The following is a 13,764-nucleotide window of genomic DNA, read 5'->3' on the forward strand; positions in this document are numbered from 1 at the left end:
ATAATTAGAAGGAGCATCTTTTGCAGGTGCTCCTCACTTAGTTAAAAATTGTTATAAAGTGTTATATCTTCTACAGGAAAACGATTTGTTGCATGGGCATCTTTCGCTTTTTTTCCAATCGTTAATAACATGACTGGTACGTACCGTGAAGGAATGTTAAATGTTTTGATGAACTGTGCGCTATCGTAGCCAGCCATAGAGCAAGTGTCATAACCTCGCGCTTTTGCTATGAGCATGAGCTGCATAGCCGCAAGGGAAGGATTAAGTATGGCAGAATGAAGAGCCGCTTCTGGAGATTGGTATGCTCCATTTATTTGTCCAATTAATGTGGACTTTGCTTCTTCTGTCATAAATCCAGCTGCAACTGCTTCACTGTAAACTCGTTCAGCATTTTTATTTGCTTCAAGGTCACCTAAAATGGCAATGACTGCTGACGCATCAACGACTTGTTGCTGATTGAAGGCAATCGGCAATAAGGTGTTTTGTAGGTCTGGGTCATCAACAACTAAAAATTTCCAATGCTGAAGATTCCATGCGGAAGGAGCTTTTGCTGCTTCCTGAATCATGTCGTTAAGCTCATTTTTATCAATTTTTACTGAAGGGTCATAAACCCGGATAGAGTGTCTGTCATTAATTACAGTTGTTAAATCAACATTGGTTGTAGTCATATTGCTCCTCCTTGAGTATGTTTTGTTACATTTACTATTAGCTTGCTCGTTCGAATGGTTTCATAGCCTTTTTCCTTTTATCATCTTTCTCTTCAGGCGTTAGATCCCAGTTGAAGTCATATACAGCTCCTTCCCAATCGCCATACATTGGATTAGGAAATACTATGAATTTTGAACCGAAATCAGCCTTTAAATCATCTACCGAAGAGTTACGCTCTGGAACAGTCTGTTTATCAAAAACATCAGCAAAATCTGCTAAATTATCTCCGAAGAGAAGAATGATTTCATGGTCCGCTAGAACTTGATCCCTTCTTGCTTTTTTACTGGATTCATCTGTTTTCAACAAAATACGGTCTTCAGTACTTTGAGGAATTCCGTGATACTCCATATTTTTAATTGTAGCTTCCTTTTGTTCGTCTTTACGGTTTGAAATGTAGTAAATATCAACACCTTGTTCGTCAGCATATTGTAGAAATTCAAGTGCACCAGGTAAAAGCTCTGCGCTAGCCGAGTTAATCCAATCATCCCATCCTTCAGGATATTCAACCTCATTTACAGCCGCATACGCTTGGTACGGGTCATTATCTAAAACAGTTTCATCAAGATCTAAAACGATTGCTCTCTTCTTTTCAATATTCTCTGTCAAATTTTGGTCAAGCATCATTTTGCCAATATTATACCCTTGATAATATAAAGCATTTCGTTCGCCTGACGTTTGATGCCATAAGGTAGACATAATATTTTCAGCAGGGATATTAACCGTTGAAGCTTGGGGTGCTTCTTCATTTGTTTCATTTTGCTCTTCAGTTGTTTCTTCTCCAGCTGCATTTTCGCCGGTCTCTTCATTAGCATTAGGTGTACCGCAGCCTGTAATAATTGCGAAGCATAATGCGCTAACGAACCCAATACGAATCAAATACAATTTTGAACACATTTTTTCAGCTCCTTTATATTGTTAGTACATTGATCCTCTATATTTTTTACTGAAAGAGTAAAATTATGAATATGATAATAGGTAGATTGTTATCAGAAATTTCTGTTAAAATAGTGGGAGATATCGTAGGATTTTTTTAATTTGATAAGGAAGTAGGCGATTTACATGAATTATCAATATTATAAAGACACTTTACAGCATATACAAAAACCATTTGCTTATATTGATCTGGATTTACTGGATGATAATATCACAGAAATTTTAAAGGCCAGTAACGGAAAAAAAATACGCTTGGGCAGTAAATCAATAAGAAGTGTACCAATAATGAAACGAATTATTGAAAGTAATGAACAGTTTGAAGGCATTATGTGCTTTACTGCTAATGAGGCAATTTTCTTAGCTAATTATGGTTTTAATGATGTGTTAATTGCTTACCCTGTTGTAGATCAATCGTATTTAACAGCAATTGCAGAGCAGGTTAAGAAAGGCTCTTTAATCACGTTAATGGTTGATTCTGTAGAACATGTTAAGCTAATTGACCAAGTTGGTGCAACGTATAACGTGGTAATCCCCATTTGTATAGACGTAGATATGTCTGTCGATTTTCCACGCTTTCGATTCGGTGTATACCGCTCACCTTTGCAATCTGCCAAACATGTGGATGACATTGGACAAGTAATAAAAAAATGCCAATACGTTAAACTAGACGGCATAATGGGTTACGAAGCGCAGGTTGCTGGTGTAGGTGATGCTGTAGCAGGAAAATCAGCAAAAAACTTTATTGTAAGAAAGCTAAAAAGTCATTCGATTCAAGCGATTAGTGAAAGAAGAGCAGAGGTTGTTAAAAGGGTAGAAGATCTTGGTTTTTCATTGAGGTTCGTTAACGGAGGCGGTACAGGGAGCCTATCATCAACTTGTAAAGAGCACGTTGTTACAGAAGTAACAGTAGGTTCCGGATTTTTTTCACCAAGCTTGTTTGATTCTTATCAAGATTTCCAATATAAACCTGCTGCAGGCTATGCGTTAGAGATTGTTAGAACTCCGAAAGATCGGTATTATACATGTCTTGGTGGTGGATATATAGCTTCAGGTGCAGTTGGAGATGATAAAACACCTAAGCCGTATTTGCCATCAGGTGCTCGCTTGCATGCCTTGGAAGGGGCGGGAGAAGTTCAAACACCGGTTTTCTATGAAGGGTCAGAACCTTTATCCTTAGGTGATCCGATATTTTTCCGCCATGCCAAAAGTGGTGAACTATGTGAGCGATTTTCGTGTTTGTATGGCATTTCACAAGGTGAAATCGTTGGAGAATATGCAACCTATCGAGGTGAGGGGCAATGTTTTTTATAGGATACGGCCGTTACAGAAAATGAGCCAGACACTAAGGTTTAATACATATCTTAATAAGCAGTTGTAGCATCATTTTTCTAAACTAGGTGGAGGATTTTCTCCACCTAGTTTTTTAATTTCCTATCTTTTTTTATGATGTCATTCATGAGTTTTTTTAAACTTTGAAAAGACTGTTTCCCATTGATTGTTGTTTTTCGTAATAAGACCTACACATGAATATATCTAATGCTCGTGGCATTTTTTCTTCTCTAAAAACTATAAAAATCATATCATACACATCAGTTGCTCAAATTATTGTAACAAAAATTCAAGTAAGTTTACGAAAAGAACCTATAAAACCGGATGTTTTAGTTCTGTATACATTTGGTTGATATTTGTTATAAGCACATAAATTCCACCAGATTAGTTTTTCGTTAATACTGCGCATAGGTTTGAGTATATGTAATATAAAGGATTATGTTCTTTTTATTAGAATATTATGAATATTAATATAATAAAAGGGGGGGAGTTTATTGGAGGCACCATCAGAGAAAAGTAAGCGACTTCTTTTTAATACGAAACGTCGTCGGGTAGTATTCTATAGTATATTTACAATTATTATTGTTTGCGCTCTGTTACTTACAGCCGGATATATTTACGTTCTACAAAGTAAACCAAAAACAAAAGGTGAAATTATAATTAGTGGATTACAACAAGAAGTTTCAGTATACCGTGATGAAATGGGTATTCCTCATATTGAAGCAAATAATTTACATGATTTGTTTTTTGCTCAAGGGTACGTGACCGCGCAAGAGCGTTTGTTTCAAATGGATTTAATTCGGCGTCAAGCATCAGGTCAACTAAGTGAAGTCATTGGTGAAAGCGCAGTGGATACGGACAAATTTTTCCGCACAATTGGCTTACATCGTGTTGCAAATGAGACATGGGATATTTTATCAGAAGAGACACAGCAAATATTAACTGCTTATACCAATGGGGTAAATGCATTCATCGATACAGTTATTGAAGAGGGGGGGCTTGCTGTTGAATTTCGGTTAATGGGTTATAAACCGGACATGTGGACAGTTTACGATTCAATTCTTGTAGGTAAGTATATGGCGTATGACTTAGGAGGACATTGGGAGGGGCAAGCTTTCCGCTATTACTTAGCTCAAAATTTTTCTGACGAACAAACATTGGATCTGTTTCCGACATACCCTGAAGACGGGGCAACCATTTTGCAAGCATTACGTGAAAATCCACTTAATGTGAAAGAAAGCTTGGCATCTGCTCATATGCCAAATGAGTTAAATGGAAGTAATAATTGGGTTGTAGCAGGGGAAAAAACCGAATCGGGCTATCCGTATATTGCGAATGATCCTCACCTCGGACTTGCAACTCCTTCTATATGGTTTGAAACACACCTAAAAACATCAAATTTTGAAGTAAGCGGTGTGATTGTACCGGGAGCACCTGGAATCATCTTAGGTAGAAACGAGCATATAGCGTGGGGAATTACGAATGTTGGTCCTGATGTCCAAGATTTATATATTGAAAAAAGGAATCCAGAAAATGACTTAGAATTTGAATACATGGGTGAATGGGAAAAAGCAACAGTCATACAAGAGCCAATTGCTGTTAAAGATGGAGAAGACATTGATTACCAAGTTCTAGAAACCCGTCATGGGCCTATTATTTCTGAGTTTGCGCATGATGAGAAGTCAGAAACTGCACTTGCGCTGAAATGGACGGCACTCGAACCTTCACCAGAGCTTGAAGTAGTATTGAAATTTGGGAGGGCTGAGAACTGGGATGATTTTAAAGACGCACTCACATACTTTTATGCCCCAGCTTCTAATTTTGTTTTTGCGTCAATAGATGGAACGATTGCTTATCGTGCAAATGGGTTAATTCCAATTCGAAAGAATGGGACCAGTCTTGTACCTGTACCTGGTTGGACAGGTGAGTATGAATGGGAAGGATTTGTTCCTTGGGAGGAGCTCCCAACGATAGTAAATCCAGAAGAAGGGTTTATATCGACTGCAAATAATAAAGTAGTTGATGATAGTTATCCTTATCATCTGTCAAATATATGGGCGCAGCCATATCGACAACAACGGATTCGCGATGTGTTATTAAGTAAAGATACATTTTCAATGGAGGATATGAAAAACCTTCAACTTGATAACAAGAACTTATATGCACAAGAGTTTGTACCATTGTTCTTATCACTAATAAATAATGTTCAACTAAGATCCATTGATGAAGAAGTGTTAAGTAAAATGCGTCAATGGAATTTTATAGATGATAAAGAGTTAGCCGAACCGCTCGTTTTTCATTTTTGGATGGAAGAAATCTCAAATGTGTTGTTTGAAGATAAGATCGACGAGGATATGATAGGTTTTTTTAGGGGAAAATCACAAGTTGTTGATGAACTGATTCGAAGGGCAATTGGAGGAAATCCAGGGCCTTGGATTGAAGATGCAGGGGGATTAGACAAAGTTGTTTTGAATGCATTACAGCGAGCTATTGACAAAGCGGCTGAGCTACAAGGGAATAATGTAGATAAGTGGAAATGGGGCAATTTTCACGAAATTATTTTTAGTCACCCTCTTGCCGCAATTAAACCATTAAATTTATTATTTAACTCATCACCAATCCCGGTAAGCGGTAGTAATATTACTGTCAAAGCAGCTAGTTGGAATAGAGAAACAGGAGAAGTTAATCACGGTGCATCATGGCGAGTAATACAAGATTTAGCTGATATGACAACAAGCTATAGTGTTGTTGGACCTGGTCAAAGCGGACACGTATTAAGTAAAAACTACCACGATCAAATGGAAAGCTGGGCTGAAGGAGAGTATCATGTGACAAGCACAGATTCTGATAACTACCAGAAAAATGCGCATTTATTGTTATTGAAACCGAAATAATTAAACTAATATTTAGAAGGTATGCGTCATGGCTAGTAGATGGTCATAATTTTTTGTGAACTAACATTTTTTTCAAAGTATTGAAATAGAATATATAGTCATCCTCGTTTAAACAAACTTTCTATGGGGATGATTTTTTTATTGACGAAAAAAGGGGAGAACGTATTCATGATTAAAAGTAAACTAAAAAAGTATAAAGCAAAGGCACTTAATAAAGTAGACAGATATGTATATTTACTAAACCCACCTAAGGTTGAAGAAGCTGCACATTGTGATTTTAATCTAAATAATATGATTTACTACAAAAATTATGGATCCAATGGTACTTGGATTTCTCCTGATAGCCGAAAATCACTTAATATTCCTTTCAATAAGAAGGAAGGTATGATTGAATGGACTTTTAATACTAAATCAATGGAGGGCATATCAAATCCAGATTATATATATTTTTTTATGATTCGAGATAATTCATATCCTACAGCTATTGAAAATAATTTTTTCTTATGCTTTTACAATGTTCATCAACGAAAATTTAAGGTTTGGCTCTCATTAGATCAAGAAGTAAATTCAGTTATTATTGATACACCAATGTTATGCTGTGAAAAACAAAGAACAGTTAGGTTAACTTGGAATGAAAACGAATATTTTCGAATTTACTTTAATAATGCTAAAGTTAATGAAGTGCCAATTGGGACTTTTAATGTTCAACCTGAGAGAGTCTGTATAGGTGAAAATATGGAACCTACATACCCATCAAGACGCAGTCGTTTTTTATGTAATGAGCTCATTATATTGTCAAAAGATATAGGGAATTCTCCTATTCCAGAAAATATGTTAATAGACTTCTCGAAAAAATAACAGTAATTATAAAATATAGTAAAGTAGTTGAAATTAAACTAGTCATGTGAAAATTAACCGCTTGAAATTAAATAGTAGGAGGAGTCATAAATGAAAATATATCAGTTTAACAGAAATACGGGAAAAGAAATAACACAATTTGATTCAAACTTTGTCATGTCGCGTATAGGTATCATAAATAAAAAAGCTCATATTGGGTTTATGTATCTAAATAAAGAAGGTGTCGTCGGCTATCACCAAGCAGTTTCTGATCAGCTGCTATTAGTCGTAAGTGGAAGTGGCACTGTTAGAGGTGAAAATAATGAAACACAAATTGTTGAAGCTGGTGATGCAGTGTTTTGGAACAAAGGTGAGTGGCATGAAACTGTATCAAATGATGGATTAACAGCCGTCGTTATTGAGAGTGAAGAACTAGATCCGTCAGCATATATGAGGTTGAGAAAATGAGGCTCAAAGAAACTGAAATAGTATTCATTGGACAAAGGACAACAGAAAAATGAATAATGTTAAATTCAAAAGGGGCTTACTAAGTTGTTAACACAATGAATGAGATAGCCCCTCCAACAGTTAAGACAATTACTTTCTATTAAAAGTCAAAATTATCGGGATCTGGTCCGAAACGTAAATCTTCATTTAAGTCATTTATTGTACGCATTTCTTCATTTGTTAATTCAAAATCAAAGATAGAAGCATTTTCAATGATTCGATGCTCTTTTGTTGATTTTGGTATTGTTACAACACCACTTTGTAAATCCCATCTTAAAATTACTTGAGCTACTGTTTTGTTATGTTTGTTTGCAATCTCAGTTAAAAGTTCGTTATCTAGTAATTTTCCGTGCATTAAAGGTGACCAAGCTTCAAACTGAATTTGATGATCTCGGCAAAAGTTACGCAACTCTTCTTGGAATAATTTTGGATGGAATTCTACTTGATTCACCATAGGCTTTATTTCTGCTTCAGTTAATAAATCTTGTAAATGATGGACATGGAAGTTACTTACACCAATTGCACGGACCTTTCCATCTTTATAAAGCTGTTCGAGAGCGCGCCACGTTTCTTTGTATTTGCCTTCTACAGGCCAGTGAATAAGATAAAGGTCTAAGTAGTCGAGGTTAAGTCTCGCAAGACTTTCTTCAAAAGCACGTAAAGTTGATTCAAAGCCTTGATCAGAGTTCCAAACCTTTGATGTAATAAATAATTGTTCACGGGGTATCTCGCTTTGTTTAATCGCTTGCCCGACACCTTCTTCATTTTTGTATATTGCTGCTGTGTCAATGCTTCGGTACCCAGCACGAATAGCAGCTTTAACTGCATCTATTACTTGCTTGCCATCCTCAGCCTTATATACCCCCAACCCTAACCATGGCATATCAATGCCATTATGTAATGAAACTGTGCTTGATATTGAATTCAACATAACCAACTCCTTAATTTTCATATCTCTTAATATTATGAAGTAGAAGGGATAAAAAATGAATTTTTTGATCTTCATTTTTTTATTTTTGCATTATGTTTATAGTTTTAATGTATAATCTAGGAATAAATAGGTATCTTATTACAACTTTGGATTAAACAGGGGTGAAGAAGCTATGGGCATATTAAGTGTGAAAAAGCTTGAAAGGAATATTGGGAATACGGTCTTATTCCCACCTATAGACTTAACAATACATAATGGAGACATCGTTGCAATCCAATGTAACATTGAAGTTGGTGGACAATTCATTCAAATACTGACCGATAGATTACCTAAATCTGGAGGAGAAATTAATTATTTTCAAAAACCATTTGTTGGTAATTTTAAAGATATAAGTCCTAACATAGGTGTCCTATTGTCTGATGATGGCTATTATGAACGCCTGACACCGAAACAATATTTACAATTCATTAAGCGGCTGTATAATGTGGATGGCGATATTGAAGTTATTGTTAAAATGGTTGGTTTAATAGATAAACAGAATACAAAAATCGACAAGCTTAGCTTTTCTGAAAAGAAGCGTTTGCAAATTGCCCGGGTAATTTTACAAGATCCACAGTTTTTCATCATGGAAGAACCAACACAAAATGTTGATATTGAAAGTAAAATGATTGTAAAAAGGATAATTGAAGAACTTGCTGAGCAGGGGAAAGCAATATTATTGACGACGAGCGATCTTGAAAATGCGATTATTATGACGAACTGTGTGTATCGTTTGAATGGAGAAGGGTTAAAAAAGATAGATGTAGCTGATGGCGAAGGCGTTAAAAAGGAGATTATTAAGAATAACAACAGGACGACAAATAATAAAGCAGCTTCAAATGCGGAAATGACTGAGAAAAATATTCAAGATGTTGAAGAGGATCAAGTAATCAATACACAAGTTCGTTTTGAAAAGATTCCGGCTAAAGTGAATGAAAAGATCATTCTCTTTGATCCAACAGAAATAGATTTTATTGAAAGTAATGACGGAATCGCTCATTTACATGTGAAAGGGGAGACTTTTGCGTGTTCTTATACATTAAATGAATTATTTGATCGCTTATATCCATTTGGTTTCTTCAGGTGCCATCGTTCTTACATTGTAAACTTGCAAAAGGTAAGAGAAGTTATAACCTGGACACGTAATAGTTATAGTTTAATTCTAGATGATGCGAAAAAAAGCTCAATCCCGTTATCAAAAGGTAAATTAAATGATTTGAAGGGCATAATTGGAATATAAAATTTGATGATATTACATAATTTGAAACGCCAATCATCTATAAAAAGGATTTATTCATCAACAGATATACTCTTTTCACCTAAAATTTAATGCTAGTAAAAAGAAATGAGCCTATACTAAATACAACAGCGAAACAAACAATTAACTAAATCGGAAATTTTAGGATAAGGAGTTAATGTTATGAACAATATTATTGCAGTAAGTAATTTAGTTAAGTCATTTAAAAATAAAGTAGCTTTGAAGGATGTTTCTTTTAATGTGAAAAAAGGGGAGACTTTCGGTTTCTTAGGTCCAAGCGGATCAGGAAAAACAACAACTATTAAAATATTAACATCTCAACTTCTACATACATCTGGAGAGGTTCAAGTGTTCGGAGAACATGTAAGCAAATTAAAAGATCCTGCTTATATGAAAAGAATTGGTGTATTAACAGATAATAGTGGGCTATATGATCGACTGTCTGTTTACGATAACCTTGTGCTCTATTGTAAGCTATATGATGTGGATGTGAACAGAATTGATGAAGTATTAGAATCTGTCAACCTAGTTAATGAGAAAAAAACACAAGTTAAAAAGCTATCTAAAGGAATGAAGCAACGAGTCACGTTGGCTCGTGCCATTCTTCATAAGCCTGATCTATTATTTTTAGATGAGCCAACATCAGCATTGGATCCAGCAAATACGAAAAATATTCACAATGGTTTGCGTCAATTAAATGAAGAGGGAACGACAATCTTTTTAACAACACATGACATGTTAGAGGCAGAAGAGATTTGTGATCGTGTTGCATTTCTTAATAATGGTGAGATTGAGTTACTCGATACCCCTCAAAATTTACGCACTAAATTTGCAGATCCTTCCATTTCACTATTGCTAAAAGGGGATCGAACTATAGTTGTTGATAAGGATGAACAAGGGGCAAAACAAATTTATGAACTGATGAAATCAGGTGATGTTGTTTCAATACATTCAAATGAGCCAACACTCGGAGATATTTTTGTACGATTAACTGGGAGGGAGTTAGTATGATATTTTCATTGAAAAGAGTAAATGCAATTTTTATTAAGGACTGGATTGATTTATTAAAAAATTCTTATATGTTATTAACAATCGCTATGCCGTTAGCACTTGCAGCTTATCTAGGTAGAGTAGGTGGCAATGACGAACTCTCTCACATGTTTTTGATTAATTTAACTTTTACGCTAGTAGGGACTTTCGTACAAGCTTCTATAGTCGCTGAAGAAAAAGAAAAAAATACACTGAGAGGACTATTACTTTCACCAGCTAGTACATTGGAGATTCTAGTAGGAAAAAGTACATTATCAGCCGCAGCTACAATGGTTGTCGTTGCTGGTGTTATGTTTCTTAGTGATTTTCAGATGGTATCTTTACCAATCTTCATATTGATGTTAATTGTAGGATTGATTATATATATTTCGGTTGGTACAATAATAGGTTTACTTTCTCGTACAGTAATGGAAACCGGAGTAGTTGGAATGCCAATTTTGGTCATATTAGGAATGGGTTCTATATTCACTTCGGTGACAGATAATGAATTGATTATAAAGCTAGTAAGCTATTTACCGAGTGAGCAATTTAATTATATGTGGACTCAATTTAATGATACTGGAAGCTATAGCGATATTTTTGGAAATCTGTTTATTCTTCTTATTTGGGTAGTTGTAGCGATTGCTGTTACGTTAATTACTTATAAGAAAAGAAGGTTTGACTAGTAAAAGCTATACAATAAAACAGCCAGGGAGAGAGCATACTCTCTCCCTGGCTGTTTTTTATAGGCTATTTTCGTAAACTTTGTTGCTATTTTTATGAACAATGGACAATTTGATGAATTTTATTAGAGCTTAATAATTGTAAAAGTAGAAAAGATGCCCGGTACACTAGATGGATGCGTGCTTATATATTAGTACGTATATCAACAACCAATGCGAGAATAGCCGTTTTTGGGTCGATTAGTCAAGAAGAACAATTAGTATAGCTATGCTTTTGCTTTTTTGAGGACTTGATCAACAGGCTAGTTCTTATAATCAAATTGAGCTTCAATTTCCGCAGTTATGCTAATTTCTCTAGGCAGAATGGATGTAGTAGGAGTAATTGTTGTAGACATAAGTGGTTGTTCTTCAGAAAATGTCCTGTATGGAGGGTGACCAAGCTCTTTAATCTTTGTAGGAGTTTGATTTATTTGTGCATGAATCGTTTCTGCAATGACAGCAGCTTTTCGAATGGCATGATTTACAGCAACTTGTAGAGCCTGCAGATAGTAGGGGTCAGGATCTGATAATTCAAAACTTAACCTTCCAGCACTGCTAGCTCCATTTTGAAATGCTACATCATAAATTTCGCCAGACATATGGCTGTTTCGAACCGTAATTTTTAACTGGTGTGTAACTTTAAATCCTTCTAGTATGCTTTCGTTATCAACTGTTTTATACTTTGGAAATACGTTATATGCCATTGTTTCAATATCATTTTTGTCAATTCCCAACTCAATTAAAGAACGAATAAGCTGTGTTGACTGTAATGCATTTTGTTGTTGAGCAGTGGTGGCGCTCTGATCCTCAGTAATAACACCTAATTGCATAGAAACTAGGTCTGGTTTTACAGTTACTTTCCCACGTCCTTCGACAATGATATGTGGCTCAACTTTGTCATGTTGAGTGTGTCTTTTATTTAGCTGTTTAGGAAAAGGATTGTAATAAGGGTACGAATTCATCGAAACAACCCTTTCTTTTTTAGGAGTAATAAATTGTATGTAGTAAAGTGTAAGATTATAATATATACAGTTAAAGTATTTGTTCAAAGGGGCTGAGATGGTGGAACAAAAATTTATAGAGCAGTTTGACGGTTTACTTGAAAAATATACTGATTTATTAGTTGGTCAACATACTCCTGATACAATCAAAAAGGTTGAGATGTGGGCGCTTTATACTCATATTGCGAAAAGCATGCCTGCATTGGCTAAGCATTGGAATGAAATGTACCCAGATGCAAAGGAAGAAATGAAGAAGGTTATCGCTGAAATTAAACAATTAAATGAAGAACATCGTACATCAAAGTAGGGCAGACACAAAGAGTTGTGTGTGTCCTACTTTGGTAAAGGAAGCTTTGGTTAGACTGGTTGCCGAAATGTTATTTCCCTAACCTCAAGTTCTAATAAAAAACAACAAGCACCTTTAAATAAAGCGCTTGTCGGGGGGAGTCCGGATGAGAGATTTTTCTTATTGGGTCATATTGTTATATGGAAATTGACTCGTATAGCCTTGGAATTGTTGATAAGATTGTTGTAGCTTCTGTTGTTCACTAGCCTCGATTTTGTACCAACCTTTTTGGAACATTAGGTTGTATAGCTGTCTTTGACAATTTTGCGTTTCGTTAAAGACATTTTGTATATCTTGATAAAGTGCTTGATGACTTGCTTCATTCAATGCTGTACAGTAAGAATCTGTCATATATTTTTCAGTTGCAAGCATGTCATTTAAAAAATCACGTTCGTTCATTTCAGGTGTTTGAGGTGTCGGTGTTTTTGGGTTTTGAATTTTGTTTTGATTATTCATTGATGATGTTACCTCCTTATTGCATTGGTTGGGTTGGCTGATTGTTATTTTGCAAATGGGACATTATTATACCGTAATGTCGTTGATGCATTTGTCCAGCTCGCTCTATAGCTGATATAATTTCTTGATCTTGACATTGTCTAGCAAAGAAATGTGCTTTCTTCATAGCTAATAAATTCCAAGAAAGCATGTCAGTTAAGTACATCGAGTCTTTTGTTGATATTACTTGTGGTGGCTGTGGCATTGCCATTGTTTGGTTTTGAGTCATATTTTGTTGCTGCATCATTAAACCCTCCTTATTAACTTCAAAATTTATCGTTCCCTAACGGCTAATACCTATACAAATTATTATTAACGCTTTTATCGTAAACTTTGTTGCTATTATTACTAAAAATGGACATTAAAATTGGGTTTGATCTTAATGTTGAAAAGATGACACGAACGTTAGAAAAACTTAAAACGAAAAGCAACAACCAATGTGAAAATAGCCTGTTAAACAATTTGTCATATTTTCGACAAAAATAGCGTTAAATTATATTCAAAAATAATAAAAGATGATAAAATAATGCTGGCTAGTAGAAAAAATAAATACAGCCTTCTTAAAAATGCGAGTTTAAAAAGTACGAAGAAGAAATCATGGTGGTAGGCGTATTAAAGTAGGGCTACTAACTGCTCGAAAAAACACATACGATCATGAACAGTGAAATTACACATAGCTACGAAATGAGATTTACTCAAACTACGAAAAGGAAAGCTCATTTCAGGTTAGCTTGT

At 35.2% G+C, this 13,764-nt stretch carries 14 protein-coding genes; 8 read left to right on the plus strand and 6 right to left on the minus strand.

What is annotated here, in order from left to right; translation table 11 throughout:
- Nucleotides 1-41: 41 nt before the first annotated feature.
- The gene (locus tag V1503_RS12920) at nucleotides 42-668 is read right to left on the minus strand and encodes a nitroreductase family protein (protein WP_410627462.1); all 627 of its coding nucleotides are present in this window, start codon (nucleotides 666-668) and stop codon (nucleotides 42-44) included.
- Nucleotides 669-705: 37 nt separating this feature from the next.
- Nucleotides 706-1,602, minus strand: a complete 897-nt coding sequence (locus V1503_RS12925; protein ID WP_410627464.1) for a 5'-nucleotidase, lipoprotein e(P4) family — start codon at nucleotides 1,600-1,602, stop codon at nucleotides 706-708.
- 165 nt (nucleotides 1,603-1,767) lie between these two features.
- Between V1503_RS12925 and V1503_RS12930 the strand changes: the two genes are divergently transcribed.
- From V1503_RS12930 to V1503_RS12945, 4 genes are all read left to right on the plus strand, one after another.
- Nucleotides 1,768-2,952 (plus strand): amino acid deaminase/aldolase, encoded by a 1,185-nt coding sequence (locus V1503_RS12930; RefSeq protein ID WP_410627466.1) that lies wholly within the window; start codon nucleotides 1,768-1,770, stop codon nucleotides 2,950-2,952.
- A gap of 512 nt (nucleotides 2,953-3,464) precedes the next feature.
- Nucleotides 3,465-5,864 carry a penicillin acylase family protein gene (locus tag V1503_RS12935; protein WP_410627468.1) on the plus strand — a complete coding sequence of 800 codons (2,400 nt, stop codon included), beginning with the start codon at nucleotides 3,465-3,467 and terminating at the stop codon, nucleotides 5,862-5,864.
- 168 nt (nucleotides 5,865-6,032) lie between these two features.
- Nucleotides 6,033-6,722, plus strand: a complete 690-nt coding sequence (locus V1503_RS12940) for a hypothetical protein (RefSeq protein WP_410627470.1) — start codon at nucleotides 6,033-6,035, stop codon at nucleotides 6,720-6,722.
- A gap of 90 nt (nucleotides 6,723-6,812) precedes the next feature.
- Nucleotides 6,813-7,169 (plus strand): cupin domain-containing protein, encoded by a 357-nt coding sequence (locus V1503_RS12945; protein WP_410627472.1) that lies wholly within the window; start codon nucleotides 6,813-6,815, stop codon nucleotides 7,167-7,169.
- Between the two features lie 139 nt (nucleotides 7,170-7,308).
- Here V1503_RS12945 and pgoN read toward each other — a convergent pair whose 3' ends face one another.
- Nucleotides 7,309-8,139, minus strand: a complete 831-nt coding sequence (gene pgoN, locus V1503_RS12950) for a glyoxal/methylglyoxal reductase (protein ID WP_410627474.1) — start codon at nucleotides 8,137-8,139, stop codon at nucleotides 7,309-7,311.
- Between the two features lie 172 nt (nucleotides 8,140-8,311).
- Between pgoN and V1503_RS12955 the strand changes: the two genes are divergently transcribed.
- The 3 genes from V1503_RS12955 to V1503_RS12965 all read left to right on the plus strand — a co-directional run bounded on the left by V1503_RS12955 (nucleotide 8,312) and on the right by V1503_RS12965 (nucleotide 11,151).
- Nucleotides 8,312-9,418, plus strand: a complete 1,107-nt coding sequence (locus V1503_RS12955) for a LytTR family transcriptional regulator DNA-binding domain-containing protein (RefSeq protein ID WP_410627476.1) — start codon at nucleotides 8,312-8,314, stop codon at nucleotides 9,416-9,418.
- 180 nt (nucleotides 9,419-9,598) lie between these two features.
- Nucleotides 9,599-10,447 carry an ABC transporter ATP-binding protein gene (locus V1503_RS12960; RefSeq protein WP_410627478.1) on the plus strand — a complete coding sequence of 283 codons (849 nt, stop codon included), beginning with the start codon at nucleotides 9,599-9,601 and terminating at the stop codon, nucleotides 10,445-10,447.
- The gene (locus V1503_RS12965) at nucleotides 10,444-11,151 is read left to right on the plus strand and encodes an ABC transporter permease (protein WP_410627480.1); all 708 of its coding nucleotides are present in this window, start codon (nucleotides 10,444-10,446) and stop codon (nucleotides 11,149-11,151) included. The genes V1503_RS12960 and V1503_RS12965 overlap by 4 nt, the downstream gene beginning before the upstream one ends.
- A gap of 299 nt (nucleotides 11,152-11,450) precedes the next feature.
- Here the strand turns inward: V1503_RS12965 and V1503_RS12970 are convergent, their stop codons facing one another.
- Nucleotides 11,451-12,149: an SIMPL domain-containing protein gene (locus V1503_RS12970; RefSeq protein ID WP_410627482.1), complete on the minus strand. Its 699-nt coding sequence runs from the start codon at nucleotides 12,147-12,149 to the stop codon at nucleotides 11,451-11,453.
- A gap of 100 nt (nucleotides 12,150-12,249) precedes the next feature.
- Here V1503_RS12970 and V1503_RS12975 point away from each other — a divergent pair, with 100 nt between their 5' ends.
- Nucleotides 12,250-12,495, plus strand: coding sequence for a YusU family protein (locus V1503_RS12975; RefSeq protein ID WP_320257795.1), 246 nt, complete (start codon nucleotides 12,250-12,252; stop codon nucleotides 12,493-12,495).
- A gap of 159 nt (nucleotides 12,496-12,654) precedes the next feature.
- Here the strand turns inward: V1503_RS12975 and V1503_RS12980 are convergent, their stop codons facing one another.
- Nucleotides 12,655-12,990 (minus strand): spore coat protein, encoded by a 336-nt coding sequence (locus tag V1503_RS12980; protein WP_214481099.1) that lies wholly within the window; start codon nucleotides 12,988-12,990, stop codon nucleotides 12,655-12,657.
- A gap of 16 nt (nucleotides 12,991-13,006) precedes the next feature.
- Nucleotides 13,007-13,273, minus strand: a complete 267-nt coding sequence (locus tag V1503_RS12985) for a hypothetical protein (protein WP_320257796.1) — start codon at nucleotides 13,271-13,273, stop codon at nucleotides 13,007-13,009.
- Nucleotides 13,274-13,764: the final 491 nt, after the last annotated feature.

It is taken from the genome of Nanhaiella sioensis (assembly GCF_046557775.1).
Lineage (GTDB): Bacteria > Bacillota > Bacilli > Bacillales > SM2101 > Nanhaiella > Nanhaiella sioensis.